14 protein-coding genes and 3 pseudogenes are annotated in these 21,687 nt (G+C 40.5%); 7 read left to right on the forward strand and 10 right to left on the reverse strand.

All coding sequences use genetic code 11. The features are described 5' to 3' along the window. Window positions 1-42: 42 nt before the first annotated feature. From ACFJIZ_RS14120 to ACFJIZ_RS14160, 9 genes and pseudogenes are all read right to left on the reverse strand, one after another. Window positions 43-1,131, reverse strand: coding sequence for a hypothetical protein (locus tag ACFJIZ_RS14120; RefSeq protein WP_379085196.1), 1,089 nt, complete (start codon window positions 1,129-1,131; stop codon window positions 43-45). Then, the gene (locus ACFJIZ_RS14125; RefSeq protein ID WP_379085198.1) at window positions 1,028-1,579 is read right to left on the reverse strand and encodes a hypothetical protein; all 552 of its coding nucleotides are present in this window, start codon (window positions 1,577-1,579) and stop codon (window positions 1,028-1,030) included. Before ACFJIZ_RS14125 ends, ACFJIZ_RS14120 begins: the two co-directional genes overlap by 104 nt. 85 nt (window positions 1,580-1,664) lie before the next feature. Beyond that, window positions 1,665-3,137 carry a TlpA family protein disulfide reductase gene (locus ACFJIZ_RS14130; protein ID WP_379085201.1) on the reverse strand — a complete coding sequence of 491 codons (1,473 nt, stop codon included), beginning with the start codon at window positions 3,135-3,137 and terminating at the stop codon, window positions 1,665-1,667. Window positions 3,138-3,280: 143 nt separating this feature from the next. Further along, window positions 3,281-5,029 (reverse strand): annotated as a pseudogene (ggt, locus tag ACFJIZ_RS14135) (gamma-glutamyltransferase). Further along, window positions 4,977-5,246, reverse strand: coding sequence for a hypothetical protein (locus ACFJIZ_RS14140; RefSeq protein WP_379085204.1), 270 nt, complete (start codon window positions 5,244-5,246; stop codon window positions 4,977-4,979). Before ACFJIZ_RS14140 ends, ggt begins: the two are co-directional and overlap by 53 nt. Then, window positions 5,201-6,745 carry an AMP-dependent synthetase/ligase gene (locus ACFJIZ_RS14145; protein WP_379085207.1) on the reverse strand — a complete coding sequence of 515 codons (1,545 nt, stop codon included), beginning with the start codon at window positions 6,743-6,745 and terminating at the stop codon, window positions 5,201-5,203. Before ACFJIZ_RS14145 ends, ACFJIZ_RS14140 begins: the two co-directional genes overlap by 46 nt. A gap of 248 nt (window positions 6,746-6,993) precedes the next feature. Then, window positions 6,994-7,509 carry a hypothetical protein gene (locus ACFJIZ_RS14150; RefSeq protein WP_379085210.1) on the reverse strand — a complete coding sequence of 172 codons (516 nt, stop codon included), beginning with the start codon at window positions 7,507-7,509 and terminating at the stop codon, window positions 6,994-6,996. A gap of 24 nt (window positions 7,510-7,533) precedes the next feature. Continuing rightward, window positions 7,534-9,296: pseudogene (locus tag ACFJIZ_RS14155) on the reverse strand (ABC transporter ATP-binding protein). Then, window positions 9,286-10,983 carry an ABC transporter ATP-binding protein gene (locus ACFJIZ_RS14160; RefSeq protein ID WP_379085213.1) on the reverse strand — a complete coding sequence of 566 codons (1,698 nt, stop codon included), beginning with the start codon at window positions 10,981-10,983 and terminating at the stop codon, window positions 9,286-9,288. The pseudogene ACFJIZ_RS14155 and the gene ACFJIZ_RS14160 overlap by 11 nt, the downstream one beginning before the upstream one ends. Window positions 10,984-11,284: 301 nt before the next feature. Between ACFJIZ_RS14160 and ACFJIZ_RS14165 the strand changes: the two genes are divergently transcribed. Together ACFJIZ_RS14165 and ACFJIZ_RS14170 are read left to right on the forward strand one after the other, a co-directional pair. Beyond that, complete coding sequence (locus tag ACFJIZ_RS14165) at window positions 11,285-11,545, forward strand: hypothetical protein (protein WP_379085216.1); 261 nt, start codon at window positions 11,285-11,287, stop codon at window positions 11,543-11,545. A 75-nt stretch (window positions 11,546-11,620) separates the two neighbouring features. Further along, window positions 11,621-12,088 (forward strand): hypothetical protein, encoded by a 468-nt coding sequence (locus ACFJIZ_RS14170; protein WP_379085219.1) that lies wholly within the window; start codon window positions 11,621-11,623, stop codon window positions 12,086-12,088. A gap of 91 nt (window positions 12,089-12,179) precedes the next feature. Here the strand turns inward: ACFJIZ_RS14170 and ACFJIZ_RS14175 are convergent, their stop codons facing one another. Beyond that, a complete protein-coding gene (locus ACFJIZ_RS14175) occupies window positions 12,180-13,961 on the reverse strand; it encodes a M61 family metallopeptidase (RefSeq protein ID WP_379085222.1) in 1,782 nt (593 codons plus the stop codon). A 443-nt stretch (window positions 13,962-14,404) separates the two neighbouring features. Between ACFJIZ_RS14175 and ACFJIZ_RS14180 the strand changes: the two genes are divergently transcribed. From ACFJIZ_RS14180 to ACFJIZ_RS14200, 5 genes and pseudogenes are all read left to right on the forward strand, one after another. Next, window positions 14,405-15,349, forward strand: a complete 945-nt coding sequence (locus ACFJIZ_RS14180; protein WP_379085225.1) for an efflux RND transporter periplasmic adaptor subunit — start codon at window positions 14,405-14,407, stop codon at window positions 15,347-15,349. Further along, window positions 15,346-18,467, forward strand: a pseudogene (locus ACFJIZ_RS14185) (efflux RND transporter permease subunit). The gene ACFJIZ_RS14180 and the pseudogene ACFJIZ_RS14185 overlap by 4 nt, the downstream one beginning before the upstream one ends. 1 nt (window position 18,468) lies before the next feature. Next, window positions 18,469-19,785, forward strand: a complete 1,317-nt coding sequence (locus ACFJIZ_RS14190; RefSeq protein ID WP_379085228.1) for a TolC family protein — start codon at window positions 18,469-18,471, stop codon at window positions 19,783-19,785. A 17-nt stretch (window positions 19,786-19,802) separates the two neighbouring features. Next, the gene (locus ACFJIZ_RS14195; RefSeq protein WP_379085231.1) at window positions 19,803-20,657 is read left to right on the forward strand and encodes an N-acetylglucosamine kinase; all 855 of its coding nucleotides are present in this window, start codon (window positions 19,803-19,805) and stop codon (window positions 20,655-20,657) included. A gap of 303 nt (window positions 20,658-20,960) precedes the next feature. Continuing rightward, the gene (locus ACFJIZ_RS14200) at window positions 20,961-21,674 is read left to right on the forward strand and encodes a hypothetical protein (RefSeq protein ID WP_379085234.1); all 714 of its coding nucleotides are present in this window, start codon (window positions 20,961-20,963) and stop codon (window positions 21,672-21,674) included. Window positions 21,675-21,687: the final 13 nt, after the last annotated feature.

Genomic DNA, 21,687 nt, shown 5'->3' on the forward strand with positions numbered 1-21,687 from the left:
ACACAATAGATTTAAAGTAACAGCTTAGTGAGACAGTTATTATTATTCTTTACCTTGCAATAAAGAAATCTTATAGGTAAGCCCCAAGTTGAGTGTACTGCTATTTAAAGCTCCATCCAATGCCTTAACGTGGCCAAAAGAACCCCTTAAATCTAAAACTGGAAACAGATGATATTGTAGCCCTACACTTGGTTTAATGATCAGTCCTTGTCCCACGTTTACGTTACCCCCACCAGAACCACCAGCCAGCACCTGTGCAAATGCCTTTAGCTTGGTATGCATTTTATCGGCAGTGGTTACTCCAAAACCAAAGGCTCCTTCGCCATAGGCCCCAGCATTGCCAAAATTTGCAAAAGATACATGGGTAGCCAGATACCATTGTTTTTTGAGATAGAAATTGATCTGGGCAAATACCTGTTGCATGTTTTCGGTCGGGAAATCGTCTCTTTCAACATTGAAATAAAGCTCTTGTGCAGCAATGATCTCCAGGCCTTTAAAAACCCCTGAATCGAAATGTTGGTCTTTATCATAACCCAAACCATTTTGCCTTAGGTTATATTGAAGGCCAAGCCCAAAGGTTGAACCTAAAAAATGCTGATTGGGTGTCATCAGGTAGCCTTTGTTCAAACTGATGTTAAAGTTCTTCCAGATCTTTTGGGTAATGGAAATATCTGGGTAGATCAAAAGGCCTCCTTCTGTATCTACCGTACCACCACCACCAGGTCCCATACCAAACTTAAGTGCTAGACTTGTTTGGTCGTTAAACAACGTAAACTTATGCCCATATCCCAATAATACATTGAGGTATCCGCCTTGTATTCCTTTATAAGCGCCATCGGCCTTGGCAAACAGAAAGTTGTTTTTGCCGATGTAAGTACTCAGCTCAAAACCTACCAATTGAATGGTTTTACCTACCAAAGAACCACCTGTTATCGTCTTCGATTTCTTTTTAGGGAACATGGTGTTAAAATTCAGTGAGAAATCGACCCGTTTACTTTCGGTATTCCATGCCGTTTGTTCGTAATCCTTATAGGCAATCCTTTTTTCTGTTTCTGCAAAAGGCGCGTACTTTAGCTGGAACGGAATACGGACAGCATAATTCAGCTGACTGCTTTTGATCGAATCCTCCATCAAAGAAATTCACATAACTATAACCTGCTGCTAGCTCAAACTTCGGAAATTTATAACCAAGATTTAGGCGCGACATTACCACTGCCCCACCACCATCTGGCGCATCGGCACCGCCACCGCCACCAAAGTAGGCGCTGGCATCAACAAACAGATTTTTAGTGAGCTTTTGTTGTAAGCCCGCATTTACGCCAAGTGTAAAAAAGCCACCACGTAAACCTGTAATGGAACCATAATAACCTATTCCTGCATAAAAGGTCTTGTTAATGTTCAGGTTATAGTGTATTCCGGTAAGGCCGATATTCTTTTCGCCATTGGGCATTTTGATCGACAGAAAATCTCCCTGTAAAAATCCTTTCTGCTGGTATCTCGGAATTAAACGAACGCTGTCTTCTTGCGAGAAGGCAGCAAACGAAAAGAAAGAAAAAACAAGGAGGACCAATACTTTCATCAAGGATCATTTTGAAATTTAAACAAAGCTAAGAAACTGTTTAAACTTTGCTAATCGAAATTGAAAGCAGATACACCTACCTTAGCTACAGATATTTGCTGATCTGTTCGTATAATTTATCCTTATCACTTGGCCTGAGCGCATTAGGCACCACCAGTTTCCCATCTTTTAAAATGAGGTAACGTGGAATTGCATAACCTTTTCCATCCCAAAGTTTATTGATCAGGTCTTGTTGCAAAGCGGCGTTGGTACGGATATGGCTGCCAGACAGCTGATAATATTTGATCATATCTTTCCATTGCTGATCTACAGCATCCTTATCCATAGAAATGTACATCATCTCTGCGCCTTTGCTTTTCAGGAATTTCTCTAATCCTTCACCATATTCAAATTCTGCTTTACAAGGACCACACCAAGTTGCCCAGATATCTACAAAAATGGTCTTACCCTTAAACTTGTCCATTAGCTCATCCAAAGTATTTACCTGACCGTAATTGGCTACAAACCTTTGGTCTGCGGCAAAATCTTTTTTGATCTGCTCATGGTATTTTACAATTTCATTGGCCATGGGCTGCAATAGCGGTGCATAACTACTTTTTGGATATTCATGTTTGAAATCATTAAACAAAGTAACCAATACCTCCTGATAGTCTTTTTGCAGCATTTCATTGAAAAGAAAGCTGGCCAAGAGATATTCTTTGATTTTACCTTGAAAGTTGGCAGCGAAACCGGCATATGAAGTTTTAAGTCGTTTGTTGCCATCATTCCAATCTGGCTGTACCCATGTACCCTTAAGTTGCGGCAAGTACATCCCTATATAATCGTTTGAATAATATTGTGCATGGTAGTAGAATTCTGTAGCATTAAGGTCTTTTAAGTTGTTGAAAGGACGGTCTTCATATACTTTTTTCCAGAGGTCTTTAAATTCCTGCTTAAAAACAACCTTGCTGTTAGGACGAATGGAAGCAAAATAAAGTTGGATGGGAATGGCCCCAGCAATGGCTGTATAATCGAAAGTGATATCTGTTTTGATGGCTTCGTAAAAGACCTTGCTGATCTGCTTCTGTTGTAACAGTTGATCATACGGTTTCAGTTCTTTTTGTTGATCGGCGGCAATTAGAGCCATTACCCCTTTTGCAGTACTGTCTAGTTTAAGATAATTACTTGCCCTCGATTGATAAAATGCATTTTTTCTGGCATTGATCAACAATTGCCCTTTTGCACTTGAGCCTTGGTAATGGATACTAGCCGTATCTTTTTTGCCAAGGTCTAAAGTGATGTTGGTTTGACCAGGTTCAATTAAGAACCTAAATTTTCTATTTGTAGTAGTCACGAAAACATTCGCGATCTGGCCCGCTTTAAAATCGAGTTTTAAAGTATGGTCGGGCGGCAATTGTCTTTCTGCCCTAGCTGGATAAAATGTAGTTCCATCAACGGGTAATTGTACAAATACTTTTTGGTCGGTTAGTCCAATAAATTTGATTTTTACATTGGCCTGTTGTGCAAAGGTCAATGCATAACACACCAATAGCAATAGGGTGAGTGATAATTTCTTCATTTGAGGATAAAGGTTTGTTTTCGGTTACATCAAATATAATGAAAAGCTAGCCTTTTATTCAACGTTTCAAAGCAAACAAAAACAAAGCAATTCCATCTACAAATGTGATGAACAGGTTTAAAAATGGGGCAAATAACTTATGCTTACCAGCCTATGGCCTTATCATCTCCCCTTGGGTCTGCTCCACCTTGGTAATAACCCCATTTGGTTTTCAGGATGGCATCTACCCTACCTATTGGACCACGTTGCACAATCTTATAACCTTTTGCCTTTAACTTAACTGTAGTTAAACTATCCAATGCCTTTTCTTCAACACTTACTTCGTCTGGCAACCATTGGTGATGTATCTTTTTGGCATTTACCGCCGACTGCATGGATTGATTAAAATCAACCACATTTAAGATTGTCTGAAAAACAGAAGTAATGATCGTTCATCCACCAGGGGTACCTACTATCATAAACAATTGCCCATCCTTGGCTAAAATGGCTGGCGTCATCGAACTTAACATTCTTTTGCCAGGGGCAATGGCATTGGCTTCGCCACCTACCAGTCCATACATGTTGGGAGCACCCGGTTTAACCGAAAAGTCGTCCATTTCATTATTGAGCAAAAAGCCTGCTCCTTTTACCACCACCGCTGCGCCATAAGAGCCATTTAAAGTTGTGGTAATGGAAACCGCATTGCCCTCGCGATCCACAATAGAAAAATGGGTGGTTTCTTCATGCTCAATTGGCGCAATCTCGCCCGCACTGATTTCGGCACTTGTACTGGCCTTTTGCCAATTAAAGGTGCTCATGCGTTGTTTGATATAGGAATCTTCAATCAGTTTACTTTGTGGTACAGGATAAAAATCTGGATCGCCCAAATGTGCGGCACGATCGGCATACACCCTACGTTCGGCCTCTACCATTAACTGTACGGTAGAATCAGCATTAAAACCCCATCGTTGCAATGGGTAGGGTTCTACAGATTTTAGCAATTGCACCAATGCAATGCCACCACTTGATGGAGGTGGCATGGTAATTACCTCGCAACCTCTATAAGTTCCTGTTACTGGTTTACGCCAAACGGCTTTATAATTGGCCAGGTCTTGTTTGCTGATGATACCGCCACCACGTTGCATTTCTGCCACGATCGAATCGGCAACTGCCCCCTCATAAAATCCATTCCTACCTTTTTCTTTGATCAACTTCAGTGTATTTGACAGTTCGGACTGTACCAACACATCTCCTTCTGCCCAAGCCGTTTCCTTAACTAGGGCAGTACCCAAAGGGTTTAACTTTTGAAACCTGCTCTTTAGTCCATTTAATTCTCTGGCTTGTCTGGCAGTCAGTTTAAACCCACTTCCAGCCAAACGAACCGCTGGGGCAATCAGGTCTTCCCACTTTAAACGACCATATTTTTGATGTGCTTCTGCCATGCCCGCCACAGAACCCGGTACGCCTGCCGCCAATTGTCCATACAGACTTTTGTCAACGATGGGATTACCCGCAGCATCAAGATACATGTCTCTTCCTGCACCTGCTGCTGCTTTTTCCCTAAAATCTAAGGTATTGCTTTCGCCTTTGGCAGAACGATATACCATAAAACCACCACCGCCAATGTTTCCTGCATTTGGATAAACCACTGCCAAGGCAAACTGTACGGCAACTGCAGCATCTACGGCATTGCCCCCTTTTTTAAGAATGTCGACACCTACCTGCGAGGCCAACTCGCTGGCAGAGACTACCATTCCGTTGCGGTATTCGCCGCTATTGTTTTTACCCAACTGGCCACCTGCACAACCCGAAAACAGGTTGGTTACCAATAAGGCCCCTGCTAATAGTGCGAGTATTGATTTAGGCTTTATAATTTTCTGCATCTTTATAGATCTGGTCAATGATGGCTGCATTTTTTTCTAATACCACTTTACGTTTAAAACTCAATTTAGGGGTCAATTCGCCCCCGTCAATACTAAACTCTTTGGCCAATAAGGCAAAACGTTTCACCTGCTCCCATTTACCAAATTCGGCACCCAGTTGCGCAATGATACGGTTATATTTATCCAATACCTGTGCATTGGTCATGATTTCTTCATTGGTGGTATAAGGGATGCCTTTTTCTGGCACCAAGTTTTTAGCGCCGGGAACGTAGGTACGATCAAAGCTGCCGGGAATTTCCTGTTTTCGCCCAATACCATGATCTGCTCAATCAATGGCGATTCTTTATACCTGTTCTCTAACATCTGCGGAGCCACATATTTGCCCCCAGCAGTTTTGAATATCTCTTTTTTGCGATCGGTCATCTTTAAAAATTTATCTTCCAAAATCTCACCAATATCTCCGGTATGGAACCAACCATCTTGGTCTATGCTCTCTGCGGTAAGGTCTTCACGTTGGTAATACCCTTTCATTACATTGTGCCCACGTACCAAGATCTCTCCATCTTGGGCAATCTTGATCTCTACCCCCTCTATTACCGAACCCACGGTACCAAACATGGTAGCGCCAAAATGGTTAACGGTGATTACAGGTGAGGTTTCTGTGAGGCCATAACCTTCGAATATGGGCATACCTGCAGCCCAAAAAATACGGTTCAAACGTGGATTTAGCGCTGCACCACCCGAAACGATTACGATAATGTTTCCGCCCAGGGCCTCCTGCCATTTTTTAAACACCAGCTTGCGGGCTATACCCAATTTAAAATTGTACCACCAACCTTTATTGTGGTCAAATTTTTCGGCCAAAGCCAGCGACCAGAAAAAGATTCCTCTTTTGATTCCTGTTAAATCTTTCCCTTTTTCGATCATCTTATCGTATACCTTTTCTAACAGACGTGGTACGGTAGAAAAAGCATTCGGTTTTACATATTGAATATCGGCTACAATGGTATCGGTACTTTCGGCATAGTATACAGCTACGCCACAATAGGCGTAGAGGTAAGAAATCATCCGCTCAAAGATATGCGACAAGGGTAAAAAGCTCAAGGCCTTTTCTAAACCCGGCGGAATCAACACCGAAGATTTTTCGAAGTTCTGCACCAAATTATCATGGGTCAACATCACTCCTTTTGGCGTACCAGTGGTACCCGAAGTATAGATCAAAGTTAAGATATCTTCGCCAGTTACGGCACTTCTGTAAGTTTCTAGGTCAACATTGGTGCTTTGTCCAATGCTTACCAGATCTTCCCAATGATCGGCGCCTTCAATTTTGTTGAAAGTATAAATCTTAATAGGATGATTTAAATCTTTGGCTACTGTTTTTACCTTATTGTAAATGGCTTCATCGCTAACAAAAACAATGGTGATCTCGGCATTTTCGATAATGAACTTTACATCATGTTCTGCCAAGGTTGGGTATAAGGGAATTTGATAAGCGCCCAATTGCATGATCGCATAATCGCAGATATTCCATTCTGGCCTATTGTGCGACATCACCGCAATCCGAGAGCCTTTGCCTATACCTAAAGTGGTTAAACCCCTGCTCAAATGATCAGTTACCTCACAAAATTCTTGTGTGCTATATTTTTTCCATTCACCATTCACCTTGCCACTGATAAACTCTGGCTTCGGAAATTTCTCGAGATTGTATTTTAGAAGATCGAATACTCTGCTGATGGTTGTAGACATGGCTGAACTATTTAATTTGGCTAGGCAATGATCCAACGAAACGATTTGGTTTTACCATTTTGTTGTTTCTCAAATCTAACAAATTATCTTTTCTACTCAAACCAAATTTAAATTTATTCTGCATGCATAGTAATTTATTGCTTTATGATGAAATTTGGGAAAACCTGTCCAATATCAACACTTATTTTATCTAGGTAAGTTTTAGAATAAGTAACAACAATCTGGTTTAACTTTCAAACGATGCTGACTTAATTATCAATTTCATCTTTTCTTGTCAAGTCACTCTTTAAATCTTCCCAAAGCCCCCAATATGTACTGATGATGTAGTATGATTTTCCTTTATTACTTAAGTTTTCAATTCTATAGGTAATATCGACTTCAAAAATGCTATTGTATTTATTTGTGCGATTAAATCCTTTGATCAGGTCTATGTCTTTTATTGAACTGGTTATTTGTAGACCTTTAAAAGTATAGATACTTACCACATCGTTCGAATCAATCTCTACACTTTTAATTACCCCATTCAATGTATTTAATCTTTTTAATGCTATTTTAACGATAGTGGCTATTAAAAACAAAAAGACCATCATTGCCAAAACAGATATGCCACTATCAAAATTTCTGAAAAAATTACTTTTTAGTAAGATAATGAGAAAAGGCCAAAAGACACTTAATAACATTGCCATTAAAACCCCCGATTTACTTTTTTTTATTATTTCAGTAAAATATTCAGCACCCTCATCACTAATTGTATATATTTTCATTTTTTATTTCAATTCCCTTTTACACTAACTTACCCGTTTGGTCTGCATCAATAGGTTTAAGGCATCTTTGAAAGAACCAGCCCGAATTACTTCACCTGCATTGACAAAAAAGATTTCATCGGCGTTCTCGATGGTATTTAAGCGATGTGCAATAATAACCAAGGTTGTTTCTTGGGGTAGTTTTTCTAATATTTTCTCCAACAACTGTTCGGTTACCGTATCTATATTTGCAGTGGCCTCATCCAAAATCAACAAGGCAGGTTTGCGTAAAAAGGCACGCATAAAGGCAATCAATTGTTTCTGGCCTAAGCTCAGTTGTGCCCCACCAGCTTTTACTTCGGTATCCAAACCCTCGTCAAATACTTGTAACAGTTCTGCCAGACCAGCTTGATCGATTACTTCTAAAAATTCATCTTTACTCAAGCCTTGATACAAATTGTTGCCGTATAATATATTTTCTTTTACCGTGCCTGTAAAGAGCAATGGTTCTTGTAAAATAAACCCAATCTGTTGACTTCGTTCTGCAGCACTATATGTTCTGATATCCCTTCCATTTAAAAACACTTCTCCTTGTAAGGATCATACAACCGGGCCATTAAAGAGGCTGTGGTGGTTTTACCTCCTCCTGTTGGACCTACAAAAGCATACACTTTACCTTGCTGTAAAGAAAAACTGATGTGATGTAAAATCTCTTTTCCATTGGGATAGCCGAAATGAACATCACGAAACTCCATTAAAGGGGCCGAAAGCTTACTTTCTTCTTTCGATTCTAAAATGGTGAGGTTGTTTTCTTGTGCCAACATCTGCGAAATTCTGTCCCACGAAGCCAAGGCGGTCTGTAAACTTGTCCACAAGGTGGCCAGCTGCCGAATGGGATTATAAAAATTGGTGGCATAGGCAATGTAACTGATCAAAAGCCCTACGGTTAAATCTCCTTGTCTGATCAAATGAATACCATAAGCCAATACCAATAATTGGGCAATGTTAGAGAACAGACTGAATACTGGCATAAACACCGTTCCCGCAATGCCTGCACCAACGGCCGTTTTGTAGTTCTGCTGGTTGGCGGTATCAAAACGTCTTCTAAAATAATCGCGGCGGTTAAAGGCCACTACTACTTTAAAGTTGTTCAAGCTCTCTTGGATCTCGGCACTTAGCAGGCCTACACTTTTCAAACTGGCGGCATTTTTTTTACGCACCCATGGCGAAATCCTATTCACAAACAACCAGATCACCAAGGCGGGTAAAATTGTAACTACGCCCAACTTAAAATTGATGATCAGCATGAAAGTACCTGCAGCGAGCAACATAAAAATACTGCTCAAGAACTGCAACAAGGCTTGTGAGAAAAACTGGTTCAAACGATCGGTATCGGAGTTGATTCTTGAAATCAGATCACCGGCCTTGTTCTGGTTAAAAAAGGCTACCGGTAATTGTTGTACTTTGTGGAATACTGCATTGCGCAACCCAAACACGATGCGTTGAGCTACACCGCCCATTAAACGTGTCTGGCTATAACCACCTACAAAAACCACAGCATACATGGCCAACAATATGCCCGAAAATAAAAGTACCCCATCAAATTGCTTGGTTACAATGTAATGATCAATGGTATAACCAATCAATAGTGGCCCAGAGAGGTTGACACCTGTATTTACCAACATGATCAACAGCGCCAATAACAGGTTTTGTTTTTCTGCTCCAGCTACCGCCAACAAGGTTTTCAGCTCTTGCCAAATCGGCTTTTTTTCTGCCGGCTTACTTGTGCTATTGAGGTTATAGTTCATAACTGCTGGTGCTCAATTGTGATTGGTATAATTGAATATATTCCGGACTTCGGCCCATCAGTTCCTGATGTGTTCCCTTATCCAACAACTCGCCCTGCATCATCAGAATGATCTGATCGTAATCTTCAACCGCAGCTATCTTTTGGGTAACCGAGATCAATGTCAATGACGGGTAGTTGGTTTGTATATTTTCGAGAATCTTCTTTTCTGTTTGTTGGTCTACCCTAGCCGTAAAATCGTCTAACAACAAGATTTTTGGATCAATAGCCAATGCTCTTGCCAGCATGATCCGTTGTTGCTGTCCGCCAGATAAGTTCAGGCCACGCTCAGAAACATCAGTAGTTAATCCATCGGGTAAAGTAGCGACAAATTCTGTTAATGCTGCGCTGGCGATTGCCTTTTGCAATGACTCGTCTGTGACCAAGGTAGAAAAGGCGATGTTTTCTTTCAAGCTCATGTTAAACATCACACTATCTTGAAATACAAAGGCCAATTGTCTATAAAAAACATCTTGTTTAAGGTCTTGGATCAAATGTCCATCAAACCTGATTTCTCCGCTATCGGCTATGGCCATGCCTGCCAAAAGACTCAATAAAGTGGTTTTACCTGCCACAGTTGGACCTACAATAGCCACTTTGGATCCAGGCTTTACCTCGAAACTGATATTTTTAAGTACATTTTTGCCACCATAACTTAAACTCACCTCACTTACGGTAATCTTACCGCTCAATGTTGTATCTATTGTTCCCAAATCCAAGCTATCTGGCGCATCCAACACCTTGGCAATCCTACCATAAGAAACGGTTGCCTGCACAATGACATTGCTCATGAAACCGATCACCAAAATGGGGAAGATCAACATGGCAAGGTAACTGTTAAATGCAGCAAGGTCGCCAATACTCATCCGACCAGAAATCACCAAATGACCACCATAAGCCAAAATCACCAACGCAGCTATACTTGCGGTAAAAGTTATGATGGGGATCAGCCAGGCAAAAAGCCTCAGGATCGATAGACCAAGGTCTCTTCCTTTGATACTTGATTCTAGAAACTTATCATATTCCAAACTTCGCGAGTTGACTACCCTGATCAAAAAGGCCGCCAAAATGCTTTCGCTGATTACTTTATTTAATCGGTCAATTACTTCCCTGCTTTTTTTGTAGAGGGCCTTTACCTGTTTTAATACCAGATAAAATGTAACGCCAATGGTAGCGGTAATGCAGATAACGATGAGGCCCAATTGCCAATCGATACTAAACAATAGGATAGCTGCACCTATGATAATCACCAGAGATGAAACGATAGAAACAATGGCCTGTGCCACAAAGGTTTTAATGGCGTCTACATCCGAAGTGAGGTTGGTCAATAGTTTGGCTGGATCTTGTCCTGCAATAAAGCCAGTACTTTGCTTGGATATTTTGGTGGCAAGTGTAGTACGTAGATCACGGGCTACTTTTTCTGATGCATAGATCTGTATGATACTCTGAAAATAGCCCAATATAAATACCAATGCGGTAATACCCGAAAACTGCCATAGGGCTTTTTCCATAGTATACTGCTGGTGTGATAGCCCATCGATTACCCCTCCAATAATTTTGGGCAGCAGCAAACTTAGGCCATTGCCAACCAGGGCCAATAAGAGCAATAATACAATGAGACCGGCATAAGGTCTTAATAGTTTAAGCATAAGGCTAAGGTATCAACAAAGCTTCATCTTGAAAAGAGTTTTTTTGATTTATATGATTACCTATTGTCATTATTTAGCTGGCTTATTGCGGTCATACTATAAGGATTTTGTGATGTGAATGCATTGAAGAATCTACTATTCTAATTAGACAGACTGATGCTGACATTGGTTTAAAACATATTGAAAAATACACCACATAGAAACATAGGACACATAGAAGATTTTTGTTGTTCTGAATGACAATATTCATCAAACCATTTATCCTGCTGCGTTGTTATAACTTGACATTTAAAATATGGTTATGGAAATCAAAGAGAATATTGCCGGATTAGGCAAGAACCACGATAAGGAGGCTAGACCTCATGACATTGCAAAAAAACAAAGTGAGGCAAAACCAGCTACAGAGAATCTGGATGCAGCACCAAATAGTGTCAGTGCCAAAGGTAAAAAAGGGCAAGACACCGATCAAAAGATAGACAATATACATCAAGATGCGGCTGCCTATGCTCAGGAAGAACATGAAAAAGCAGAAAATTGGGAAGATCACGGTAAAGAAAAGTAATTTAAAATTTCTCAAACACTCTATCCTTATTCTTGTTTTGTTTGAGATAATAGAATGATTACTTAAACTAAAACTATGAAAAAGTTACTTTTTACATTATTGGCAGGCACTATTCTTTTTACGTTCAGTGCTACAACGGCAAAAGCACAATCTTATAAAACAGGTTTAGGTCTGGCCATTGATTTTGGCGATGGCCAAACTTTGGTAGGGCCACATATCAAGCATTTTTTTAATGCGAATGGCGCTATCAATGGAGAGGTACTTTTTGGCAAACACTCTACCTTTTTACAGGCCATGTACCAATACCATGGTCAGGTTAAAGGTGCAAGTGGCCTAAAATGGTACATTGGTGGTGGACCATCGATCCAATTATACGATGGTGGATCTAGTTTTTACTTGGTACCTATGGCAGGTTTGGACCTTAAATTTAAATCTGCGCCTTTGGCTGCCTCATTCGATTGGAGACCTAGATTATATCTTGGCGATAACAACAGCGATTTCAATGCAGGCAGATTCGGATTAGGCTTTAGGTATACTTTTTAGCTAAAAGCCGGAAATTTATTTACTATTCACAAAAAAGGTCCCAACAGCAAACTGTTGGGACCTTTTTTATAGGTTGAACTTATACGCTCAATTAATTAACGCCCATCCATTTTTTGCGAACCGCCAATTGCAATGGGGTTGCATCATCTTTTAAGGTAGCTTTTAAGCGAACATTTGGATTTTCTTTTAAGGTTAATGAAAGTTCTTTTTCTAAACCATCACGTTTTACTTTAACTACCAATACGTCGCCAATCTGTTTTTTAGATACTACTGGCAAGCTTTCAAAAGATAAACCTGGACTTGTTCTTACATCTTTTAAAACATCGGCAATGCTTAGGCCATCGATACTTAAGATTTCGTCGTTTACGTTCAATCCACCAATCCAGGCAGCAGAGTTTCTGGTTACCGAGCTTACGGTTAAAGCTTTGGCAAATGCCAATGCTGCACCTACCGATGGTTTGTTTGGTGTTGCATTTTCTGTGGCGATGTTGATGCCTGCATAATCGAAATATTTGGCATATTCTACATCAACAGTACCAGTAACATATTTAGCCCAGAAATTGGTAAAGCTGATGCCACTGATCTTTTCTACCATGGCTTTAAATTCTGCGTCGGTATACCCACGTTTTAAGGTTTTGCATTGCAGATACATGGCTTTCATTACATCGTCTAAACTTTTAGCTCCTTTGGTTGCATTGGCAATTTCTAGGTCCATCAATAAACCTACAACTTCGCCTTTGCTATAATAAGAGATGAATGTATTTTTAGAGTTTTCGTTAGGACGGTAAGCACCGTTGATCCAGGCATCGAAACTTGAAGCTGCTGCCGAGTTGATCTTTGCACCTTGCGAATTCACAATAGTACCTACAGCACCTGTAAGATCTGTTACAAAACCTTCTGGGGTTACAAAACCAGCCCTTAACATAAACTTGTTCTCATAGTACGAAGTAAAACCTTCGGCGATCCACAAGTTGGTCGTATAATTCTCATTGTCGTAATCGAATGGACCTAAGGCAATCGGACGCAATCTTTTTACGTTCCACAAATGGTGATACTCATGTGCTACCAAGCCCAAAAAGCCTTTATAACCTCTTTCAGTTCCATAAGCATTACGTGAAGCACCCAAAACAGTAGAGTTTAAGTGTTCTAAACCGCCACCACCTTGTGCATAGTTGTGTACAATAAAAGTATAATGTTTGTTAGGGTTTTCGCCATATACTGCAGTTGCTTGTTCTACAATTTTGGCCATATCAACCTTTAAACGTTCTTTATCGTAGTTACCACCACCATACATGGCTACTTCGTGTTTTACACCTGCCGCCATAAAGTCAAACACATCTTGAGTACCTACTTCAATTGGGCTATCGAATAGGATATCAAAATCAGCAGCTCTATAGGTAAACTTTTGTCCAGCAACTGGCTCTAAACCTGTGCTTACTTGGTTCCATGTACCAAAAGGCACAATCTTTACCGTACTTGGTGTTTTGATCATGCCAGCAGGATACATAAAGATATTGGCTGATGACAAGAATGCATGAGAAGCATCAATAAATGCGGTACGAACCGAAATTTCAAAAGCATATACCCTATAGTTCACCTTAATGGCATTTGCTTTTGCATTGTATACTCTCCAAGTATTTTTGGTTACTTTTTCTACCTTCACTTGCTTTCCACCTGCAGTGGCACTAAAACTTTCTACACTTTTGGCAAACTCGCGTACCAAATAAGAACCTGGTGTCCAAACTGGCATTTTCAGGTCTACGTAGTTTTTGGTGGCAATACCAGCCATGTTCATTTCTACTTCTGCGTAATGCGCTTGTGGTTCTTTAAAGCTGATTTCGAAATCTATCTTCACCTGAGATTTTGCTGCCATAGTAACTGAAAGTAGAATTACTAATCCTAAAATTGATTTTTTCATTCGTATAATTATTTTTTTGGTTATCCAAAGCTGGTCAAAGCCCTGTATATGATTATATTGTAGTTGATTTTACAAACATAACCATAAATGTTTTGAGGCAAATTTATAATTTCTAACTTTTCTTTAGCTGTTATTTCCCAAATATGCTGTAACATACTTAGTACATCAAAAGATAAGAGAAACAAATAAATAATTTTGTACGTTAACCTTATCATATTCGCACTAATGAAAATCAGGTATATTGTTTACATCCTACTTGTTATAGGATCGCCTATCTAGTCTATTATAGAATTTCTGAAAATAAAAAAATCGAAGCCGAAGGCGCCGGTGGCGGTAAAGGTGGCCCTGGTGCTAAAGGTGCAAAGGGTGGTAAAGACGGCAAAGGCGGTGCACCAGGCATGACTGTTGAAGGCATTGTGGTACAAACAAGTGCATTTGATAGCGACCTTGAAATTTCTGGCAGTATAGAGGCCAACGAAGCTGTAGTTTTAAGGAGCGAAGTCTCTGGTCTGGTTACAGGCATCTTTTTCAAAGAAGGCAGCAATGTAAATAAAGGTGCTGTATTGGTTAAAATAAACGATAGAGACATCCAGGCCCAATTACGGGATGCATTGACCAAACAAGAATTATCAGCTACCAACGAAAATAGGGCTAAACAACTTTTACAAAAAGGCGCCATTAGCCAAGAAGAATACGATACCGCATTGGCGGGACTTAAATCTTTACAGGCACAAGCCGCACTGATCAGGGCACAATTGGCAAAAACATCAATCGTTGCACCATTTAGTGGTAAGATAGGCTTAAGGTCTATTTCTACTGGCGATTACCTGACCTCTTCTACGGTGATTGCAAATCTATTGAGCACCAACCCTGTGAAGATCAACTTCTCGGTTCCAGAGAAATATGTTGGACAGATCAAATTGAACTCTGAAATCTCTTTTACCACCGATGCTTCTGGAAAAGTTTTTAAAGGAAAAGTTTTTGCCATCGAGCCTGGTATCAACCAACAGACCAGAACCTTACAGATCAAAGCACTGGCCCAAAACGCAAGTGGCGAATTGACCCCGGGTTCTTTTGCCAAGATCAAATTGGCCCTGAGCACTTTACCTAATGCAATACTCATCCCTACGCAAGCAATCATCCCCGTACTTAAAGGAAAGATGGTTTACATTAGCAAGGATGGAAAAGCCAAACAAGTTAAAGTGGAAGCTGGAACAAGAACGGCCGACCGAATTGTGATTACCTCAGGATTGAATGTAGGCGATACGGTGTTGACCACCGGTGCAATGTCGCTAAAACCTGATGCTCCTGTAAAAGTAAAACTGCCAAAAACTAAGGAATGAGCATTTCGACCACCAGTATCAAACGCCCGGTTCTTGCCATTGTAATGAACCTTGTAATTATCCTCTTCGGGGTAATTGGCTATAACTTTTTAGGATCAGGGAATATCCTTCCATTGACCCGACCGTAGTATCCGTGCGGACTTCCTATCCTGGAGCAAACTCAGATATCATCGAATCGCAGATTACCGAACCTCTAGAAAAATCGATCAACTCTATTGATGGGATCAGAAATATTTCATCCTCAAGTAACCAAGGAACGAGTAACATCACCATTGAGTTTAACTTGGACAAAAACATTGACGAAGCTGCGAACGATGTCCGTGATAAAGTATCGCAAGCTGCACGTAACCTGCCAAAAGATATTGATGGACTACCAACGGTAAGTAAGGCCGATGCTAACTCGGATGCGATCATCTCTATGACGATCCAGAGCGACAAAAGAGGCGTGACCGACCTGAGTGATTTTGCCGAGAACGTAATTGCCGATAGGATCCAGACCATTCCAGGTGTAAGTAGTGTGCAGATCCAAGGGCAAAGAAAATATGCCATGCGTATCCGTATCGACCCTAATAAACTGGCCGCTTATGGATTAACTTCGCAAGATATTGTAGCTGCGTTGAACACCGAGAACGTAGAGCTTCCTTCGGGCAAGCTTACTGGTGCAGCAACAGAATTGACCGTTAAAACCTTGGGTAAATTGACTACTGCAGAGCAGTTCAACAACCTGATCATTAAAAGTGACAGCAACAATGTGGTGAAGCTACAGGACGTTGCCCTTACAGAGATTGGTTCTGAGAACGAAGAAACAGTATTAAGAGAATCGGGTAAACCAATGGTGGCCGTAGGTATCATTCCACAGCCTGGTGCCAATTACCTTGACATCAGCAAGGAATTTTACAAACGCTATGATAAACTAGTGGCCGATATGCCACAAGACATCAAACTGAATGTTTCGCTAGACAGTACTTTATTTATTAAAAAATCGGTAACGGAAGTAGCCGAAACCATTCTACTTTCTTTGGTACTGGTAATCTTAATCATCTATCTTTTCTTTAGAGATTGGGCCATTGCCTTTAGGCCATTGATTGATATTCCGGTATCGTTGATCGCCACTTTCTTTATCATGTACATTTTTGGATTTTCGATCAATGTATTAACCTTATTGGCCATTGTATTGGCTACAGGATTGGTGGTGGATGACGGGATTGTAGTAACAGAAAACATCTTTAAAAAAGTTGAAGAAGGCTATTCGCCTATTGAAGCGGCGATCAAAGGTTCGAACGAAATCTTTTTTGCGGTAATCTCCATTTCCATTACACTGGCGGCTGTATTTTTACCCGTAATTTTCTTACAGGGATTTGTTGGGCGGCTCTTTCGAGAGTTTGGGGTAGTGATCGGAGCCGCGGTACTGATCTCGGCATTTGTTTCGTTGACCTTGACCCCAATGTTGAATGCCTATCTGATGAAAAAAGGTGGGCATACCCCTTCTAGGTTCTATAATTTTACAGAACCTTATTTTGTAAAACTGAACGAATCGTACAAAGAGAACCTCAATAAGTTTTTAGGCAGAAGATGGCTTGCCGCACCAATTATCCTGGTGTGTGTGGGCTTGATTGTACTGTTCTGGCAGCTCTTACCAAAAGAAACAGCTCCTTACGATGATAGAAGTGCCATTAACCTAAATGTGAGCACACCAGAAGGTTCTTCATTTACCTATACGGATGGGTTTATTTCTACATTGAACAAAATGATGATCGATTCGGTACCAGAAAAAAATGTATTGATCACCATTACTTCTCCAGGTTTTGGCGGTGCTGGTGCGACCAATTCTGGCTTTTTACGGATGGGCTTGACCGACCCTAGTGACCGTGAGCGTAGCCAAAAACAGATTGCCGATAAGCTGACCAAAATCACCAAAAAATATTCGGAAGGAAAAGTAACCGTTACCCAGCAACCTACCATTTCTGTAGGTAGACGTGGCGGATTACCGATCAGTTATATCCTACAAGCACAAAATTTTGAAAAGCTAAGAGAAAAAGTGCCTTTGTTTATGGATGAGGTATCGAAGGACCCTACATTCACCACCTCTGATGTAAACCTTAAATTTAACAAACCAGAAATCAATCTGACCATTGATAGGGATAAGGCCAAAAACTTGGGTGTTTCTATTGTAGACATTGCCCAAACCTTACAACTGGGCCTCAGTGGACAGCGTTTCTCTTATTTCTTTATGAACGGTAAGCAATATCAGGTAATCGGACAATATGATGTGAGCGACCGTAAAGATCCATTAGACTTGAGTTCGGTCTATGTAAGGAACAACAAAAACCAATTGATCCAATTGGATAACTTGGTTTCTGCCAAAGAAGAAAGTAGTCCACCGCAATTGTACAGGAATAACCGTTTCATCTCTGCTACCGTTTCTGCAGGTTTGGCACCGGGCAAAAGTATTGGCGATGGGATCAAAGCCATGGATAACATTGCGGCCAAAGTTTTGGACGAAAGTTTCTCTACCGATCTAAGTGGCGAATCGAGAGATTTTCAGGAAAGCTCATCTAATACCATGTTCGCTTTTGGTTTAGCTTTATTATTGGTATACCTGATCTTATCGGCACAATTTGAAAGTTTTAAAGATCCCATCATTATCATCTTAACCGTACCGATGGCTGTAGCAGGAGCCTTTTTATCACTGTGGCTATGTGGCCAAAGCTGGAATATCTTTAGCCAGATCGGAACGATCATGCTAATCGGTCTGGTAACCAAAAACGGAATCTTGATCGTAGAGTTTGCCAACCAATTGAAAGAACAAGGCAAACCTGTACAAGAAGCCATTAGAGAAGCGGCCGTTTCTAGGTTACGCCCTATCCTGATGACGAGTATGGCCATTGCCATTGGTGCCCTGCCTATTGCCATGGCCTTAGGTGCCGCAGCAAAAAGCCGTATGAGTATGGGTACCGTTATTATTGGGGGCACCTTATTCTCCTTGATATTGACCTTGTTTGTAATCCCTGCAATCTATTCGTATTGGAGCAAGGAACACAAAGAGAATAAAGATTTAAAAGAATCGTTGGCAGCGGCAGAAGCTGATGAGGCACAGTCAAAAAAATTAAATGATTAAGATGAAGACCAAGTACATTATATGCTTTATCGCCCTATGGCTGGCAAGCGCAGATCAGCTGGCCTTTGCACAAGAACGATTGAGCTTGCAAGATGCCATTGGTATTGCTTTAAAAAACAACTACGATATCAAACTGGTCAACAATGAAGTAGCCATTGCCAAAAACAATGTAAATTTAGGCAATGCGGGCATATTGCCAGTAGCGGTTGGTACTTTTAGTACAGGCGGAAGTAGACAAAACACGGTACAGACCCAGTCTACAGGCACAGAACGGGTAACAGATGGAGCCAGAAGTACCAATATGGCTTATGGCGTAGGATTAGACTGGACCATTTTTGATGGTTTCAGGATGTTTGCCAATTACGACCGTTTAAAAGCCTTGGAACAACAAGGTAAGGTGATAGCAAAAGGGCAGATTTTGACTACCATATCTGATGTGGTTGCGGCCTATTACAACTTGGCCAAACAACAACAATTGGTAGCGGCGGCAGATAGTGCCATCGATATTTCTAACCTGCGATTGAGGATTGCCAACAACAAATTAGACATTGGTCGTGGCTCTAAACTGGATGTACTTTCGGCCAAGGTAGATTACAATACGGATACATCTACTTATCTTCAACAGAAAAACCTGTTGGCTACCTATATCGTTACCTTAAACCAACTATTGGCCAGAGATGTAAATATCAAGTTTGCGGTAGATGATCAGATTGATGTAGACCAAAATCTCAACTATGCTGCTTTAACAGAACAGACGGCTTCCTTAAATCCTGATCTTCAGAGTGCCTTCATCAACAAAAAGATTGCAGACCTTAACTTAAAACAAGTAAAGGCCGGACGTTACCCACAAATTAGCTTGAACAGTGGATACGACTTTAACAGGAGTACCAGCCCTACTGGCTTTAATACCAAATTTAGGGCCAATGGTTTAACCTATGGAGTAACGGCAAGCATCAATATTTTTAATGGTTTTTTACAGCGCCAGAACGAACGAAATGCCAAGATTGCCATCAATTCTTCTGAGCTTACCTACGATAAAGTAAAACAGGACATTAGTGCGCAATTGGCCAGTGCTTATCAAAATTACAGTACTTACCTAGAACTGGTTAAGTTGGAAAGAGGTAATGTAGATATTGCCAAGCAGAATTTGGACATTACTTTAGAAAAATACCGTTTGGGCAGTATTGCTCCATTAGAGTTAAGAGAGGCCCAAAGAAACACGATCAATGCCAACAACAGGTATTTAGAAGTACAATATCAATCTAAATTGGCAGAAATTGCATTAAAAGAGCTTAGCGGAACGCTAAATATTCAATAAATTCCTATTTTTAGTCCATGATTTTAGTTGCAGATAGCGGTTCGTCCAAAACAGATTGGATGGCATATAGCCCAACCCACACTCTTTCTTTTAGTACACAAGGCATTAATCCATATTTTGTAAACGCACACGATGTGGTGAGGATTCTGAGTAAGAACCGAGATTTATCTGCTTATGCTACTGCAATCAAAGAAGTGTATTTTTTTGGATCCGGCTGTTCTACTCCAGACAAACACGAAATCATTTCTAATGGGCTCTCTGCTTTTTTCACCAATGCCTTTATCAGTGTAGATGACGATTTGATTGGTTCGGCCTATGCCACTTGTGGTGATAAAAAAGGCCTGACTTGTATTTTGGGTACAGACTCTAACATCTCTTATTTTGATGGGGTAAATGTACATAGCGGTAAACATGGCTTAGGTTATGTTTTGGGCGATGAAGGTTCTGGTACTTTTTTTGGACGAAAGGTGCTGACTTCGTATCTGTACCACACCATGCCAGCCGAACTGAGTGAAATATTTGCCAAGACTTTTGAAGTAACCAAAGACATCGTAATCAACAACATCTATCAAAAGCCTTTCCCTAACTCTTATCTGGCTACCTTTAGCCGTTTCATGATTGGCCATAAGGAACATCCTTTTATCCAACAAATGCTGAAGGATGGTTTTCAGGAGTTTATAGATACCAACGTAAAAGACTATAAGGCCTACAAAACCTTAGAATGTAATTTTGTAGGTTCAATTGCCTATTATTACCGTGATGAACTAAGAGCCGTATTTGCCGAAAATGGCATTAAAGTAGGTAAGATCTTACAAAAACCGATTGAAGGTATTTACGAATATATCCTAAAAAGAGAAGGCATCACCGCCTAGTCTACCATCAAAAAACCTGTCAATCTTTGTCATTAAAAACGGCTGAAAATCAAACTTTTTCAACCCTAACAAGGTATGCCTAAACTGATCTTTTTTGTTTCAAAAAAAGACATTGCAATAGCCTATAATATATAAGTAATAAAAGCGATTTTTTCTTGACCATTTTATTCATTTTGCAGCTGAACAGCATTTGCATTGAATAAAATGAATAGGCATAAGGGCTCAAACAATAATTAGTTTTACTGTTAACAATAGCGATTTAAACACGCTAGCGTTGTTTTTAGACTAAACTATCTCTCTCCCTTGTTCACGATTAAAGCTCCATATCGCCTGTTCATTTTGATACTCTCTACAGTATTGATGTCCATGTTGAACAAGGAGGCGAAGGGGCAAACAAAGACCTATCTTACCGGGCAAAAAACAGGGAATAAAGTACAAGCTGGTAGTTTAATTGGTCTAGGCACAGGAACTGCTGGTCTTTCTAGCCCAATGCTAACTGAAGCCTGGGGATGTTTACTTGGTGCTCAAACTAATAAATTTCAATTTTATTATGGAGACCAAACCATTTTAACAGGTTCAACCTCAAATTCGACTACAATTACCGCTTCTCGTAATTTTGGACTATTAGGTGCTCTAGGGTCAGGTGCAGACACTTATCTGCAATTCAGAAATACTTCAAATGCCTCAATAGCAGCCAACACCCCCACCTATTTTAAATTAGGCGGGCGTCCTACAAATACAGGAATAACTTTAGCAGTTGGCGGATTACTTGGAATAATCGAGTTAAATAGCATTACGGGTACAGCATATTCTGGTGCTGCCAATTATAAATTGAATACCGCAACCCTCAATACGCTTTGTACCAATCCCTATAATGGTCTTGAAAATAATGGTTCGGTAGCCGGTACTTCTACTACAAAATTATTGTTGGATGCTGCTGGAGATTGGTATGCAAGGGTAACTCCAGATGCAGCCTATAACTCAGTAAGACTAAATGTAGCCTTTCCGCCAGACTAAGTCTTGCCAATGT

It is taken from the genome of Pedobacter sp. UC225_65 (assembly GCF_042698365.1).
Classification (GTDB): Bacteria; Bacteroidota; Bacteroidia; order Sphingobacteriales; family Sphingobacteriaceae; genus Pedobacter.